Raw genomic sequence first — 14031 nt, 5'->3', positions numbered from 1 at the left:
GATGTACGAAAAGGATGGCCGGCAGTATTTCGTCGTCGACGGGCACATCCATTTCTGGGACGCCAAGCCGTCGAATCAGGCGAACCGCTATGGCGAGGGTTTCATCAACTGCTTCTACGACTACCACCGCAATCTCTCTCCGGCGTCGGAGGTCTGGCCGCTGGAGGAGTTCTGGCAGCAGAGCGAGGAACGGATCCTGCACGACGTCTTCGAGGCCGGCTACGTGGACAAGGCCATCTTCCAGCCGACCTACCTCAACGACTTCTTCGTGGCCGGCTTCAACACCACCGAGCAGGACGGGGTGCTCGCGGAGAAGTACCCGGACAAGTTCATCGTGAACGGGTCGTGGGATCCGCGCGACGGTGAGGCGGGGCTCGAAAGGCTCGAGGCGCTGGCGGAGCGCTGGAATCTCAAAGGGGTCAAGCTCTACACCGCCGAATGGAAGGGCGCTTCGAAGGGCTGGAAACTGACCGACCCGTGGTCCTACCGATACCTCGAGAAAAGCCAGGAACTCGGGATCCGCAACATTCACGTCCACAAGGGGCCGACGATCTACCCGCTCAACCGGGACGCGTTCGACGTGGCCGACGTGGACGAGGTCGCGAGCATGTTCCCTGAGCTGACGTTCATCGTCGAGCATTGCGGGCTGCCCAGGCTGGAGGATTTCTGCTGGATCGCCACGCAGGAGCCGAACGTCTACGGCGGGCTCGCCGTCGTGATGCCGTTCATTCACACCAGGCCGCGCTACTTCGCCCAGGTGATCGGCGAACTGCTGTACTGGCTCGACGAGAACCGGATCACCTTCGCCAGCGACTACGCGATCTGGACGCCCAAGTGGCTCATCGAACGCTTCGTGGACTTCCAGATCCCCGAAGACATGCGCGGAGAGTACGGCGAGCTCACCCCTGAGGTGAAGAAGAAGATCCTGGGCCTCAACGCCGCCCGGCTCTACGACATCCCGGTACCGCCGGAGCTGGACATCGTGGAAGCCCACGCGGGCAGCGACGAGCCCGTCGGGTCCGGGCCGAAAGTGCCGGCATGAGCGTGCCGTCCCTCGACCGCGACGTTTGGGACGCGCTGGCGACCGTACGGGATCCCGAGCTGGACGAGCCGATCACCGAGCTCGGGTTCGTCAGCGAGGCCGAGGTCCACGAGGGGCACGTCTCGGTACGGCTCCGCCTGCCGACGTACTTCTGCGCGCCGAACTTCGCCTACCTGATGGTGGCCGACGCCTGCCAAGCGGTACGAGCGGTACCCGGCGTGGTCGCGGTCGACGTCCGGCTGGAGGACCATTTCGCGGCCCACGAGATCAACGCGGCTGTCTCGGAAGGGGCAGGGTTCACCGGGTCCTTCCCCGGCGAGGCGTGCGGAGAGCCTGACGAGCTGCGCCTGACGTTCCGGCGCAAGGCCTACCTGGCGAGCCTCGACCGGTTGGGCACCCGGTTGACCGCCGAGGGCCTGCCGCCTGCGCGACTGCGACTGGGCGAGGTCCCGCCGTCCCCGGAGCTGGCGCGGCTGCTTCACCGCAGGGCCGAACTCGGGCTGGACTGCTCGCCGCAGTCGCCGCTGCTTCTCGACGAGCGCGGCGAGCCGATCCCCGACGAGGAGGCCGCGCTGCGGCTGCGCTTCGCCCGTGCCGTGCGGGTCAGCATCGAGGGCAACGCCGACTTCTGCCGCGGACTCCTCCACACGCGTTATCCCGAAGCGGCGGGGCGGGACTCCCCATCCTGTCCGCCCTGACCGCCGGCCGACACCACCTCCTGGCCTCCCGACCGCGGTATCGGACGCCGCCGTTCGTAGTGGCTGCGCACCCGCTGCGACGGCGTTCCACAGGCCGGGCAGGCGGCCTCCACGGTGCCGGTCCTGGCCCGGATCCTTACCGTGGTCCCCGGCCGGAAGACCTGATCAACGCACACGCCGACCAGATGAGGGAACAGGACGGCGACAAACTCCTTGATCAACACGCTGCGGATGCTCGTGATCAGGCTGGGCGACCGGCCGGAACACCCGAACCGTGATCTACTCAACGGGGCCTATCACGGAAAGTCAGAATTCGGCCGTCGTTGACAATATGTCCGTTCCTCTTCAACGGCACTGATCGGTGTCGTCGTGATCTGTAGCTGTTTGAGCCGCACGAATAGACCGCTTGGAACTACTTCCCGATTCTGAGCGTCTACTGGAGCATAACGAGGAAGGCAACAGCATGGACGCGACCCCCCCACGCAACCGGCGCAAGTCTCTCGCTTCTCTATCACTCGACCGCATCGAAGACCGCATCATCACCGTCGTCTGCGTGATCGTTGTCGGCGCAAGCGTTCTGGGCGCCGTCTTCGACTGGCCGCCTGCCGCATTCCTACCATTGATCTTCGTAGCGCTCTACGCGATTCTACGGTGTCTCCTCCCTCTACGCGGCATGGACCGGACCCTGGAGAAGCTCGCCAACCACCAGTGCACAGAATTCCGCCGCTACAAGAACAACGCCGAGTTCTACAGCGCTCTCCGCACAGCGATCCTCCGGGGCGCGGAGAACCAGCTCGACGTCTGGTACGTACGGCAAGCGCCGCCGAGCACCCTGGCCCAGAAGGAGGCCAAGCAGTACTTCGACGCCGTGCTTGACTGGGCCGGAGGCAACTCCTCTCGTTCCGTCCGCCGCCTGATCTGCGTGAACTCTGACGCGATGCGAAAGTGGGCAATGACCCATTTCGACCAGACTTGCGAAGTTCAGAATTACGAGGCCCACGTGGTGGAGTGGGACATCAAGGCGGACCTGCTGAACATGGCAATCGTCGACGAGCGCGTCGTCTTCCTGGCCTTCTCCGGCGGAACGGAGCAGGTAATCAGGGGAATGAGCATGGAAGACCCCGAGGCGGCCAAGTACTTCACCGACTACTTCAATCAGCACTGGCACAAGTCGGAAACCCTTCGCACATGGGTTGCGCGAACGACGAGTCAGGCGGCCACACCCACTCCCTGAGCGGGCTCTCCGCCGGGGTCTCGGCCGTGACGGTCTTCAAGCACTTCCCGCGCGAGGAGGACCTCCGCCTGGACCGCGAGGTCGACGCCGTCGAGCTTCTGCGCTCAGCGGTCCGCGACCGCGCCCCGGACGCCGGAGTGCTCCAGTCCCTGCGCGACACGGCGTTCCATCTCCTCAAGGAGCGGCACGCCCTGTCCGGCCACAAGGACGGGTCCGTCCCCTTCTTCCGGACCGTAGCGGCCTCGCCCGCGCTGGTCGCCCGCGGCAGAGAGATCGCCTCCGACCTTTAGCGAACTTGCGCCGGCGAGCTCGAACACGACCCGGCCCTCGACGGCCCCTGCTCGCCGCCTTCTTCACCGCCGCGCTGGTGGAGAACGCCCGGCGCCTGATCGCCGGAGAAGCGGCCGGCACCATCGCAGACGACCACCGTGCCCGCCTGGAGCGTCTGTTCGACGCCCTCAGCAGCGGAGTCGTGCCCGGCCGTGAGGATCACCGCCGCACTGCGCGCAGTGGCGGGCGAGACCGTCGCCGGCCTCGCCCGCATCTGCCAGGAAGTCGTGTGGAGGTTCGGTGAGGAGATCGCCTACGAGATCCGGCTGACCGGTACGAACCAGGCACCGATCGGCAGTCCGACCTGGGGCCACTCCCTTGGGCCAGTACCGCGGACCCCGGCCGCCTGCCGTCCCCGCACTAGCGGTCCGTACAACACGCCCTACCTGTCAGCGGTCACGTGATGCGGTTCGCCTTTTCCGCCGCCCTGCGGAACTGCGTGCCGTCCCACCTGTAGGTTTGGCTGACGATCAGGTCAGGGCAGCATCTGGGGGCCTGGTCGCTGAGCGCCTCGCCGTGCAGGTGCACACGCCCGCCCCGGATCGCGACCTTCAGGGACTTGAAGTAGCGGTTCTTGCCGAGTTTTCCGAGCAAGCGCGGAGCCGAGGGCTTGGAGGCTCCGTCGTAGACAAAGGCGATCAAGGGATTGCTCGACGTCGTGCTCGGGCACGACGACACGACGACGGTCTCACGCCTGCCGTCACGGGTAAGGTCGCCGACGGCCGCCACGCGGGCGCGCACGACGTACCAGGTGGCGTGCGGCCCCGGTCTGGGGCAGTTCAGAGCCGGCTCCACTACGGACGCCCAGTCGACCCGGTCCAGCCGGCCGGCGGCATCCGCCGCGATGGCGGCGCCGGCCTGCGCCGCCGCGCCGTCCACGGGGGCCGCGTTGGCGGTACCTCCGCCGAGGACGACCGTCAGGCAGGCGGCCAGGGCGGCGGCGTTGGTCCAGGCTTCGTATCGGCGGGCTCTTGGGTGACTCGCGCGCTCGGTAAGTGAGGTCATAGTCAGTCGGACGCGGGAAACCTCGGAGATGTTGTGGGTTGTTTGTTCATGCCGTGAGACCAATGGCCGCTCCCATCGTGATGCTCGACCTCATCGGCCCTGCTTGGGGTGCGGTTCCGCGGGCTGAGCCGGGCTCGATGTCGCATCGCGGACAGGGGTGACGATCTCACCGGCGTCACGGCGATGTCGCAACATGCTGCGACAGGCGGCCACCATGCCACACGTGAAAGAAGAGAGGCGTTGCCGGTTTCGGCGGCCAGGTGGTCGGCGGAGTCGGCACGTCCGAGCATGGGTCGATCTCGCCGATGATCTGGGCCAGGTTGACCATCCCGACGCGCGGCAGCGCGTGGAACGGAGCTTGGTCGTCACCGCCCGATCGGCCCGCTGGACGGAGGCGGACGGCACCGGTCCGGGCGGCGCGACCAGCGGATGTCACCGGCATTTCGCCGCCCCTACGGCCTGCCGCCATCAAGTCCGTAACCGCAGTTAATAGTCGACCGATTTGATCCGACTCGCCCATGCCCCATCACTGGTCCGCTCCTCAGGAGAAAATGTGCGACGTCGCCCTCTCATCCTTTTGGCCACCGCGGCGCTCATGCTGGTCGGTACCCCCGCCTTCGCCGCCGGCAAGGTTGCCTCGCCTCCGGGTGACCCCGCTCGCGCGACCCTGCTCGCCCGCGCCACACTGCCCGCCTACGCGCCGGCCCCCGGCCCACCCACCGGCGCCTTCAGCGACCCCAACAACGGCATGACGCCTCCTTACCCCAGCCAGTTGGTGCTCGGCATCTCGTCCATGCTTCCCGACGGCAAGGGCTCGTTCTGGGCCATGCCCGACAACGGTTTCGGGACCAAGGGCAACTCGGTGGACTTCCTGCTGCGGCTTTACCACTTCACGCCACGGTGGGAGACGGCCGGCGGCGGAGCCGGGACCATCGACGTGGGCCGGTTCCTCTCGCTCGCCGACCCGGACCACAAGATCCCCTTCCAGATCGTCAACGAGAACACCGCGGACCGGCTGCTCACCGGCGGCGACTTCGACCCGGAGTCGGTGACCCGGACCCCCGACGGGTCAATGTGGGTCGGCGACGAGTTCGGGCCGTTCCTTCTGCACTTCGACAGCACCGGCAAGCTGCTGCAGGCCCCGATCGCCCACCCCTCACTCAAATCCCCGAACAACCCGACGCCGGCGAACGGCGAGCCCACGACGGTACAGGGCAGCCGCGGTTTCGAAGCCCTCACCTCCTCCCCCGACGGACGCTTCCTCTACCCCGCGGTGGAAGGCCGGCTGACCAACGACGCCAACCCGTTCCGGCGCTACATCTACGAGTTCGACACCCAGCAGAACCAATACACCGGTCGTTCCTGGCAGTACCGGACGGACGGCGAGGACTACCGCATCGCCGACATGCAAGCCCTCGACGCCAACCGGGCCATCCTGATCGAGCGTGAGGACGACGAGGGGCCCAAGGCCACCTTCAAGCGCGTCTACTTGATCGACCGGCGCAAGACCGACGCCGACGGCTACCTCGTCAAGACCGAGGTCGCCGACCTGCTGAACCTGCGCAACCCTGCCCACATCGGCTCGGACGACCCCGCCGGAGGTTACGGTCTCGGCGACCCCTTCAAGTTCCCCCTGCAGTCCGTGGAGGCCCTGCTCCCTCTGCCGGGCAACAGGATCGCCGTCATGCAGGACAACAACTTCCCGGACAGCGCCGGCCGCGTCCCGGGCAAGACGGACGCCACCGAGATGATCGTGATCGGATTCCCGAAGCGGTAGTAATGAGAGGCGCCGGAAGGGTCTGTCCCGAGCCCCGTCCGGCGCCGCCTCACGCCTTGGGCACCACGAAATCGGTGGCGCCCAGGCCGCCGCCGTTGATCTGCTGGGTCAGGTTGCCGGCCGGGTCGTACTCGGCCGGCTCCACCACGTCCGCCGGCGTGGCCGAGCCGTTCAGCTTGGCGCCGTCGAGGTGGTGCTCTGCCGGAGCCGGTTGTCCATCCAGTAGGCGTAGGCGGTCTTGCGGCCCATCGCATCCACGGTGGAGGTAGCCGCGGGATCGAGCACCACGTCGGCGGCGGGCTGCGGGGCGGCCGGACTGCCGTCCACCCCTTCAGCGTGCGGGCGATGGGTTCGCCGCGCTTGCTGTAGCCCTGCTCGATGAAGGTGCCGCACGGATCGGTCTGCCGCGCGTTTGCCAACGGTCGGACCGTTACCTCACGAGGCGGTTCGGTTCTCCAGCTCGTCCAGGAATCGCGCCACGATGCCGGTATGCCGCACGTCCTCCTCCAATGGCTCGCCAATGATGCGGCCCGCCAGGTCGGTCGACAGACGGCCGATCTCCGTACGGAGTTGGGCGAACGCCGCCTGTCTGTCGGCCTCGATCTGGGCGTGCGCCGTCCGGATGAGGTGGCGAGCCTCGGCCTGCGCCTGCGCGCGGAGCTCAGCCCTGATCTGCGCGCCCTGCTCGCGGGCCTCCTCCCGCAGCAGCGCCGCGTCGCGCCGGGCCTCTTCCAGCTGCTTGCGGTATTGCCGCTCGAGCTTCCGGGCCTCGGCTTGGGCCTCCTCTGCCCGCATGATTCCGCCGTCGATCGCGTCAGCCCGCTCGGCCAGCGTCTTCTGTAAGCGCGGTACAAGCAGTTTACCGAGGACGAACAGAGTAACGAGGAACATGACGAGTCCGATAACGGGCTCGTAGAAGTTGTCCGGGGAGAGGGGGTTCACGAATGGACCTTTCGTCAGCGTGGTTGTCAGAGGACCCATAGGCAGCGAACTGCCGACGTACATCGACATCACGAACTAAACAAATATCCCGAAGGCGGTGAAGATAGCGTTACGATCACGCCGATTACATCCGTGCTGGAGCCGACAGGTATCCACACTGCTCGCTTCGAACAGCACACCCCCGGAGAAGTTCGGGCGAAGAGACAACGAGTGAAGGGGTTGGCCCACAGCCGCTCAATATTTGGCAGTAACGCGTCAGAGGTTGGCGGGTACCGGTTCCGTAACCCCGGACCCCGGTACAGGACGGATGGAAGGACTCGCGGCCAAGTCGAGTGCCACTGGAGTACTAGACGTCCCAGACATTCTCGATCAAGATCAAGAGGTGCGGCTGGGTCGCGAACAAGACGAGCCTACAAGCGCTCATACACGTAGTAAACATGATAGATCTACCAGCGCGTACGTGGTACTGCGCCGCTGATCGTGGTACCGCCGCCCGGCGTGCCATTGATGCCGAAGGATCCGCCAACCGATTTCATCGCGGCCCGCATCACAGCGATCCCCGGACCAGGACGAAGCTTCTCGAACCCATACCCGTCGTCGCTGATCGTCAGCCTCAAGCCGGATGGACTGACCGTGATGACGACAGAGACGGTGCGAGCCTGACTGTGCTTTTCGATATTGGACAAGGCCTCGGCGATGCAGGCGGAGATCGCCGCCATTACACGGATCGGTACGATCTCATCCGGGAGCGCCCATATCTCTACGTTGACTCCACTATCCCTGGACCATTGCGCCAAGTACCGAGAAAGAGACTCCCGGGAGAGTATTTCATCAGCCGGCCTCACCTTGGCCCGCTCGGCCATCAACCATCTCCATAGAGAACTCGACAGGCGCATCGGGTCGCACCTGCGTACCGACGCTCAAGCCCACGTGATCCGGCGTCCTTCTGACCAAGACATGCACATGATCCGGGCCGCGCTTACCGCTGTGCGCCGGCGCTGCTGCTGTTGCCCGCCATGCAGGTGGAACGCACAGGCGGCACCGCCGTCAGCGAGACGACGGCCTCCAAGCTGGGCTCCAACACCTTCGGCCGGCGTACTGAGCAGATCGACGCCGAAGGCCGTACCACCACGACGACCTACGACCGGGCCGGGCGCCTCGCCAAGCAGACCTTCCCGACCTAGAGAGCCCCCGCTATCCCTCGTACAGGGAGGCGGCGGGGGCTCCATTGCACAAGCACCAAGATCCCGATTCGATCACGCGGCACGACCGTCCCAGACGAACGCGATGCAATGACATCATGAAGACCCGTAGCAGGTCAGCCAAGACCGCCCGCAAGTACCGGTATGCAATAGCCGTCGTCGCTTTCGTTGCACTTGTGATCGCCGTCGCAGAGCCCATGCCCGCGCTATGGCCCCGCAACTTCGGCGAGCTTCTCAGCACCGCCTTACGCTACGCAACCATGATCGCAGTCCTACTCGTGTTTTGGTGGGTCAACTGGGTCGATGAGCGGAAAACCAGGAAGCTGCAGAGGACCCCGGAGAACGGCTGCGCCGCCGCATCGAGGCCGTCAACTCGGCCTTCGCAGAAGCGGCCGCACTGATGGAAGACCTCCAGCGCGATCTCGACGTCCAGCAAGCGATCCGCGACACACTCCTCGCTGACGCCGAGCACCAGCGGAAGCTCCTCGAACTCAACAAGGAGGAAGCCGAGAAGATTCGCCACATTCTCGTCGGCGAGACCGAAGCCACCATCCGCGCTGAACGACGCCAACAATGGATCTACATCGGCATCGGCGCCCTCGTCTCCATCCCCATCGGCGTCGCTATCAACCTGCTCGTTCCGTGACGCAAAAACCAGCGGCAGCGCCGAGAAGCGCAGATCGGCGAACGCCTCGTCGGAGTACTGGGCAACCGACTCGCTACTGGGCTCTTACTGTGCGGGTAGAGACGGCGGACTCCCACGAATCACAACTCTCAGTAATGAGCGGTGGAGCCCCCACGCCCACCCATGCCTTCCTGGCCGGCGCCCTCGTCGCCATCACCGCACCCAACGCCACGCCGGCATCCGCCGCACCTCAGACGCCGACCTACGCCGGCCCGCTCCTCGCCGAAGCCGTCGCCACTCTCCCCACCGGCGCCGAATCGCGCGCGGGCTACCAGCACAGCGGCTTCAGGCACTGGATCGACGCCGATCGTGACGGTTGCTCCACCAGGGTGGAGGTCCTCATCGAGGAAGCCTCGATGCCTCTCTCCAGATCGGCGATGGCTGCAGAACTGTCAGGCGGCCGCTGGTACTCCTACTACGACGATCAAGTCGTCACCGATCCCAGCGGGCTCGACGTCGACCACCTCGTATCTGCGCCTGCCACAGGAGGGCCGTTGACGAGGGTGCATCCTCCGTCGACGGCCGTGTTTTCGTTCGCAGCAGCGACATCAACACGAGATCGACTGGCTTGCGCGGGATCATGCAAGATCGAGCCATGGAGACCGACGCCCATAGACGCTTCGATGCCGGGGCGACAGCCGTGCGCCGCCACATCTGGAAGGGGAAGGTCTGGACAGCGGTCCCGTACCGCGTTCTCCAAGACACCGAGAAGTATCTGATGGTGGCCGGATGGCCAGGGCTTCGCGGCCTGGCGTCCACCACGTGGATCGACTCCACCCTGAACGGCGGCAGCCAGCGGGAACGAACGATCCGCGAGCTCGCCTCGGGCAGGTGGGAACTGGGATGGTGGACCTGGCAAGGCACCGCGGTGCGCAGCTGGTATGGCATCGACACCTATTTCACCGTCCGCCAGTTCTTCGACTCCGATCATCAACCGCTCGCCTGGTATGTCGACTTCGACATGCCGAAACAACGCACTCACCTGGGCATAGACACCTTCGACCTCATGCTGGACCTCATTGTCGAACCTGATCTTTCTCAGTACAGATGGAAGGATGAAGACGAATATGAGCACGGCAGGCGGCTGGGGCTGATAGACGATCAAGTTCACCGCCGCGTTGCCGAAGCCCGTCTGGAGGTCATGGGGCTGATCGAGACTCGGCAAGGACCGTTCGCACACGAGTGGGCGCCACTTCGATATGAGGCGTGGCCGGCACCGACATTGCCCGAGGACGTCCAGGAGATCGTCACGAAATCCACTGCCCGCTAAGCGATCCCCAGGTGCCCATGGCACCCCTACTCGGCTTGCCGAAGGCCACGAGGGCGATCATGTCGGCTCGTATCGGTCGAGGCGTCGCCGCAGCTCAAGGTTTTCGCCCTGGGCCACGTCCAACGCTCTGCGCAACTCCGCCACCTCGTTCCGTCGAGCGCGCCGCTCCTCTTCAAGCTTGCGCGTGAGAACCCGCACGGCAGATGAGGCCGAGGAGCCGGGCTCGTCATCCGTGGCCGCATGGCGCGGTGAGCTGCGGAGTTTGCGGTGCCAGGCCAGCAGGGTGGCTGGGAATGTCGGGAAGCTCATTGGCTGCGGGATGCCACTCCCACAGCAGGTCTTTATTGCACAGTCTGTAAATATTCACCTTGGAGACCTTGCGGCGTAGCGGCGACGCCGGGATGATCCCGGTAGAGGCCCTTCACTGGGGACAACTTCCTCTGGAGTCTGTCAATAATGTGCTGCCACGTGCCGACCACCTGTGACGACACGCAGAGGTCACGTCACCTGAGCCTGCCCGGCGCCGTCTCCCACCCTGTGCGAGGTACAACCGGAATACCGTGTCCGAGCAGACGCGCAGCGTGCGCTCGTTATCGGGCCGTTGAACATGCCCTGAGGGCGAGACCACGAACTCTTCTTCGAAGCTGACCCAGGAGCGGCGAGCCGCACGCTTCGGTCGCCGTCGGCCGGCGCCCCCACACTGCCGCCCCGGCCCTGACTCGTACCTTGCCGCCGCCGCGGCCTCTCACCTGGCAGCACTTCTCGTACACCCGCGACCGACCCCCTTGATCCCCAAGAAATCTCGCAGAAGGAATGCCCATGCGCTTCTTAGTCCCTCCGCTCGCCGTCGCCGTGGCCTTGACCGGACTGCTCGCCGCCACGAACACCACCGCGGCCTCCGCCGACCGCGGAAGCAAGCCGAGCTACCGGTTGGACTGCGACGGCAACGGCCCCGGCAGCACCTGCACAGTGGTCGCCACCGGCAAGGCCCGACCTCACCGCGTCGAGGAGTTCGTCACCACCGTCAGGAGCGGCGACCAGGTATGGGCGCGAGACACCTTGTACACGCGTGACGGGCAGGTGCGCAGCCGCCCCTTCGTGCTCCCCGACAAGGACGTGACGGTCGACGTCTCCCTCACCTCCCTGCCGGAGAAGCACGTGGGAACACCGCTCCGGCTGATGTCATGGAACCTCTTCGTCGGCGGCACCTACAACCGCCAGGAGAACACCGGCGAGAACCTCGCCCAGATGATCGACTACATGAACGAGGTCAACCCCGACATTCTTTTCGTGGTCGAGGGGTACGGCTCCGGCCAGAAGATCCTCGACGGGCTGAACGCCGGGCGGGCGGAGGGCGACCGATTCGCCGGCGTGCAGCTCACCACGCCCGAGGACTACAGCGTCAACGGCGACAACCTGTGGCTCTACACCAAGCTCGACATCCAGAAGGTGTACCCGCGCTACGCCGACGCGGACATCAGCTCATTCAACCTGGGCGGCGCCCGGCTCGGCCTGCCCAACGGCAAGCATGTCCACGCCTTCAGCCTGTGGACCTGGCACGACGGCTGGGCCTACGGCGACACCCACGACGCGGCGGTGCAGAACACCCACGGCCTGCCCCGCACCAAGACCAACGAACAGATCCTGGAGGGCGACAACCTTCGCCGGGTCGCCATGGGCAAGGCCATCCTCGAGAAGGCGATCCCGTCCTTCATCGGCGACGACGATGCCCCGGTGCTCATGGGCGGCGACCTCAACGCGCAGTCGCACCTGGACTGGAGCGAGCAGTTCGCCGACGCCCCCGGCCACGGCGGCGTGGTCCTGCCCTGGCCGTACACCAAGCTGTACACCGACCACGGCTTCATGGATACCTTCCGCTACGCCAACCCCGACGCCGGACGCTACCCCGGCCGCACGTGGAGCCCTTACCACGGCATGGGCGCCATTCCAGGCCGCATCGACTACGTCTTCGCCCGCGGCAAGGACGTCCGCATCCTGGGGTCTCGCGCCGACATCGATCGCCTGCCCCGCCACCGGCAGAGCTGGCTCAACCAGCCCTACCCCTTCTACTCCGACCACGGCTCGGTCATCACCGACATCCTGATCCGCGGCAAGGGGACCGGACCCGACCGGGAGCCCGTCACCGAGGACCCCGGCAAGGGACGCCACATCTGGCCGGCCGAGCCCGCCGGTCGCCGCATCCCGCCCGCCGAGCTCAAGGCCACCGCCAGCACCTTCAAGCCCGGCGTCGGCGACCCGCGCAATGCCATCGACGGCAAGCTGACCACCGACTTCCACTCCGACTACCCCGCGGTCCCGCCGCAGCCGCACACCATCACCGTCGACCTCGGCCGCGTCAGGGAGCTGTCGGCCGTACGGTTCCAGCCCAAGCTGCGCACGAACATGAACGGCACCATCCTCAAGGGCATGGTGCAGGTCAGCGACGACGGCATCACGTTCAGGGACGTCACACCCGTCGAGTGGCCCCGCATGACCGCGCCCAACGATGTCAGCCTCCAGGGGCTCTCGGCCCGGTACATCAGGCTGCGCTCCGACTACGGCATCGGCGGAGCCTCCGCCCTGGCCGAGATCATCCCCTACGAGAAGGCCTGACAACGACGGCCGGCCGAGCCAGGTGAACCCGGCTCGGCCGGCCTTCAAGAGGAGGGGGCGTCAAGAGATGCGCTGTGGAGCAGCGGGGTCGAGGATGGCCCCTTCCAGTGAGAAGAGCCGCTCGTCCACATCGTCCAGCGCCAGACAGGCTCCGCCCAGGGCGACGCATTCCTCACCGAGCGTCGACGGCCGGATGCCGGGAACGCGCAGGCAGTGGGGTTCGAGGGCCCGGTTGAGCGCGGGAAGCAGCACGTCGGCCGAGCGGGAGAAGCCACCGCCCAGAACGACCAGTTCAGGATCCAGGGTCAGCACCATGGCGGCGGTGCCGAGGGCGAGGTGGTGGGCGTAGGTATCGACGGCGGCCTGGGCTTCGGGGTCTCCGGCGCGGGCGGCGTCGAAGACGAGCCTGGCAGCCTCCTCAGGTGATGCGCCGGCGGCCGCGCGACAGACCTCCAGGTGGCCGGCCATGGTGCGCCACCCGGTGACCTCCATGAGGCCCACCTCGCCGGTGGCCCCGCTGAACCCGTGGTGAAGCCGTCCGTTGAGGATGAGCGCGGCACCGGGCCGGCGGCCGACGTGCAGGTAGACAAGGTCCTGAACGCCTGCCGCGACGCCGAGCCGCTGCTCGGCGAGAGCGGCTAGCTTGCTGTCGTTCTCGATGGTGATCGGGCAGGTCAGGCGCTGCCCGAGATGGCCGGCCAGATCGACTCCGGCCCAGTCGGGAAGATCGTGGACCCGGGTGACCAGCCCTTCCCGGTTGACGACGCCGGTGCTTCCTGCGGTGGCGCCCCACAGGTCGGAGGCTTCCCGGCCGGCGGCGACGAGTGCTGCGTCGACGGCTCTCCACACGGCCTCCAGCCGCTCATGCCGGGCGGTGTGCCGGTCGACGGCGACCCGGCCGCTGGCGATGGTCCGGCCCGCGAGGTCGGTGACCACGGCCAGGACCTTGTGGACTCCTATGTCGATGCCGAGCACGTGCCCGACGTCGGTGCGGAAGCGGTAGCGCTTGGCGGGCCGGCCCAAGGTGCCCGGTGCGGGTGCTACCTCGGCGATCCAGCCACGTTGCTGGAGCTCGGCGACGACGTCCCCCACGGAGGCTCGCGACAGCCCGGTCCGCGCGACCAGCTCTGTGAGCGTCAACGGCGCGCGCGCCTCACGCAGGGCGCGGAGGCTGTTCAGGGTGTTCTGCTGACGCAGCCGCTGAAGGTCTCCACCACTGACCTGCACGGGCGT

General features: G+C 66.5%; 14 protein-coding genes. 9 read left to right on the top strand and 5 right to left on the bottom strand.

Translation table 11 applies throughout. The annotated features are described in order from the left end of the window. The first annotated feature begins 1 nt into the window (after window position 1). The 4 genes from ACWENQ_RS33140 to ACWENQ_RS33125 all read left to right on the top strand — a co-directional run bounded on the left by ACWENQ_RS33140 (window position 2) and on the right by ACWENQ_RS33125 (window position 3264). Window positions 2-1042, top strand: a complete 1041-nt coding sequence (locus ACWENQ_RS33140; RefSeq protein ID WP_452417753.1) for an amidohydrolase family protein — start codon at window positions 2-4, stop codon at window positions 1040-1042. Next, window positions 1039-1740: an iron-sulfur cluster assembly protein gene (locus ACWENQ_RS33135; RefSeq protein ID WP_449930237.1), complete on the top strand. Its 702-nt coding sequence runs from the start codon at window positions 1039-1041 to the stop codon at window positions 1738-1740. Before ACWENQ_RS33140 ends, ACWENQ_RS33135 begins: the two co-directional genes overlap by 4 nt. Before the next feature lie 463 nt (window positions 1741-2203). Next, on the top strand, window positions 2204-2974 hold the full coding sequence (locus tag ACWENQ_RS33130; protein WP_452417752.1) for a hypothetical protein: 771 nt from the start codon (window positions 2204-2206) through the stop codon (window positions 2972-2974). Continuing rightward, window positions 2929-3264: a hypothetical protein gene (locus tag ACWENQ_RS33125; RefSeq protein WP_452417751.1), complete on the top strand. Its 336-nt coding sequence runs from the start codon at window positions 2929-2931 to the stop codon at window positions 3262-3264. Before ACWENQ_RS33130 ends, ACWENQ_RS33125 begins: the two co-directional genes overlap by 46 nt. Window positions 3265-3700: 436 nt before the next feature. Here ACWENQ_RS33125 and ACWENQ_RS33120 read toward each other — a convergent pair whose 3' ends face one another. After that, complete coding sequence (locus ACWENQ_RS33120; protein WP_452417750.1) at window positions 3701-4183, bottom strand: hypothetical protein; 483 nt, start codon at window positions 4181-4183, stop codon at window positions 3701-3703. 679 nt (window positions 4184-4862) lie between these two features. Here ACWENQ_RS33120 and ACWENQ_RS33115 point away from each other — a divergent pair. Then, on the top strand, window positions 4863-6086 hold the full coding sequence (locus ACWENQ_RS33115) for an esterase-like activity of phytase family protein (RefSeq protein ID WP_452417748.1): 1224 nt from the start codon (window positions 4863-4865) through the stop codon (window positions 6084-6086). 171 nt (window positions 6087-6257) lie between these two features. On the opposite strand, the gene ACWENQ_RS33110 is transcribed toward ACWENQ_RS33115, so the two are convergent. From ACWENQ_RS33110 to ACWENQ_RS33100, 3 genes are all read right to left on the bottom strand, one after another. Further along, on the bottom strand, window positions 6258-6413 hold the full coding sequence (locus ACWENQ_RS33110) for a hypothetical protein (protein WP_452417746.1): 156 nt from the start codon (window positions 6411-6413) through the stop codon (window positions 6258-6260). A gap of 108 nt (window positions 6414-6521) precedes the next feature. Further along, entirely contained in the window at window positions 6522-7028 is a 507-nt protein-coding gene (locus ACWENQ_RS33105; protein ID WP_452417745.1) for a F0F1 ATP synthase subunit B, read from the bottom strand. Window positions 7029-7474: 446 nt separating this feature from the next. Beyond that, entirely contained in the window at window positions 7475-7891 is a 417-nt protein-coding gene (locus ACWENQ_RS33100; RefSeq protein ID WP_452417743.1) for a sensor histidine kinase, read from the bottom strand. Between the two features lie 153 nt (window positions 7892-8044). Between ACWENQ_RS33100 and ACWENQ_RS33095 the strand changes: the two genes are divergently transcribed. The 4 genes from ACWENQ_RS33095 to ACWENQ_RS33080 all read left to right on the top strand — a co-directional run bounded on the left by ACWENQ_RS33095 (window position 8045) and on the right by ACWENQ_RS33080 (window position 12798). Continuing rightward, window positions 8045-8212 carry an RHS repeat domain-containing protein gene (locus ACWENQ_RS33095; protein WP_452417741.1) on the top strand — a complete coding sequence of 56 codons (168 nt, stop codon included), beginning with the start codon at window positions 8045-8047 and terminating at the stop codon, window positions 8210-8212. 418 nt (window positions 8213-8630) lie between these two features. Next, window positions 8631-8876 carry a hypothetical protein gene (locus tag ACWENQ_RS33090; RefSeq protein WP_452417739.1) on the top strand — a complete coding sequence of 82 codons (246 nt, stop codon included), beginning with the start codon at window positions 8631-8633 and terminating at the stop codon, window positions 8874-8876. A gap of 634 nt (window positions 8877-9510) precedes the next feature. Then, window positions 9511-10185 (top strand): DUF402 domain-containing protein, encoded by a 675-nt coding sequence (locus ACWENQ_RS33085; RefSeq protein WP_452417737.1) that lies wholly within the window; start codon window positions 9511-9513, stop codon window positions 10183-10185. 819 nt (window positions 10186-11004) lie between these two features. Then, the gene (locus tag ACWENQ_RS33080; protein WP_452417736.1) at window positions 11005-12798 is read left to right on the top strand and encodes a discoidin domain-containing protein; all 1794 of its coding nucleotides are present in this window, start codon (window positions 11005-11007) and stop codon (window positions 12796-12798) included. Between the two features lie 60 nt (window positions 12799-12858). Here ACWENQ_RS33080 and ACWENQ_RS33075 read toward each other — a convergent pair whose 3' ends face one another. Next, the gene (locus ACWENQ_RS33075) at window positions 12859-14025 is read right to left on the bottom strand and encodes an ROK family transcriptional regulator (RefSeq protein WP_452417734.1); all 1167 of its coding nucleotides are present in this window, start codon (window positions 14023-14025) and stop codon (window positions 12859-12861) included. Window positions 14026-14031: the final 6 nt, after the last annotated feature.

The sequence above is a fragment of the Nonomuraea sp. NPDC004354 genome (assembly GCF_053602555.1).
This window is presented reverse-complemented; position numbering and strand designations above follow the sequence as displayed.

Bases quoted from the DNA above. Each gene is read 5' to 3' on its own strand.
- ACWENQ_RS33140 (WP_452417753.1), top strand. From the start codon at position 2: ATGTACGAAAAGGATGGCCGGCAGTATTTCGTCGTCGACGGGCACATC.
- ACWENQ_RS33135 (WP_449930237.1), top strand. From the start codon at position 1,039: ATGAGCGTGCCGTCCCTCGACCGCGACGTTTGGGACGCGCTGGCGACC.
- ACWENQ_RS33130 (WP_452417752.1), top strand. From the start codon at position 2,204: ATGGACGCGACCCCCCCACGCAACCGGCGCAAGTCTCTCGCTTCTCTA.
- ACWENQ_RS33125 (WP_452417751.1), top strand. From the start codon at position 2,929: ATGGGTTGCGCGAACGACGAGTCAGGCGGCCACACCCACTCCCTGAGC.
- ACWENQ_RS33100 (WP_452417743.1), bottom strand. From the start codon at position 7,891: ATGGCCGAGCGGGCCAAGGTGAGGCCGGCTGATGAAATACTCTCCCGG.
- ACWENQ_RS33095 (WP_452417741.1), top strand. From the start codon at position 8,045: ATGCAGGTGGAACGCACAGGCGGCACCGCCGTCAGCGAGACGACGGCC.
- ACWENQ_RS33090 (WP_452417739.1), top strand. From the start codon at position 8,631: ATGGAAGACCTCCAGCGCGATCTCGACGTCCAGCAAGCGATCCGCGAC.
- ACWENQ_RS33085 (WP_452417737.1), top strand. From the start codon at position 9,511: ATGGAGACCGACGCCCATAGACGCTTCGATGCCGGGGCGACAGCCGTG.
- ACWENQ_RS33080 (WP_452417736.1), top strand. From the start codon at position 11,005: ATGCGCTTCTTAGTCCCTCCGCTCGCCGTCGCCGTGGCCTTGACCGGA.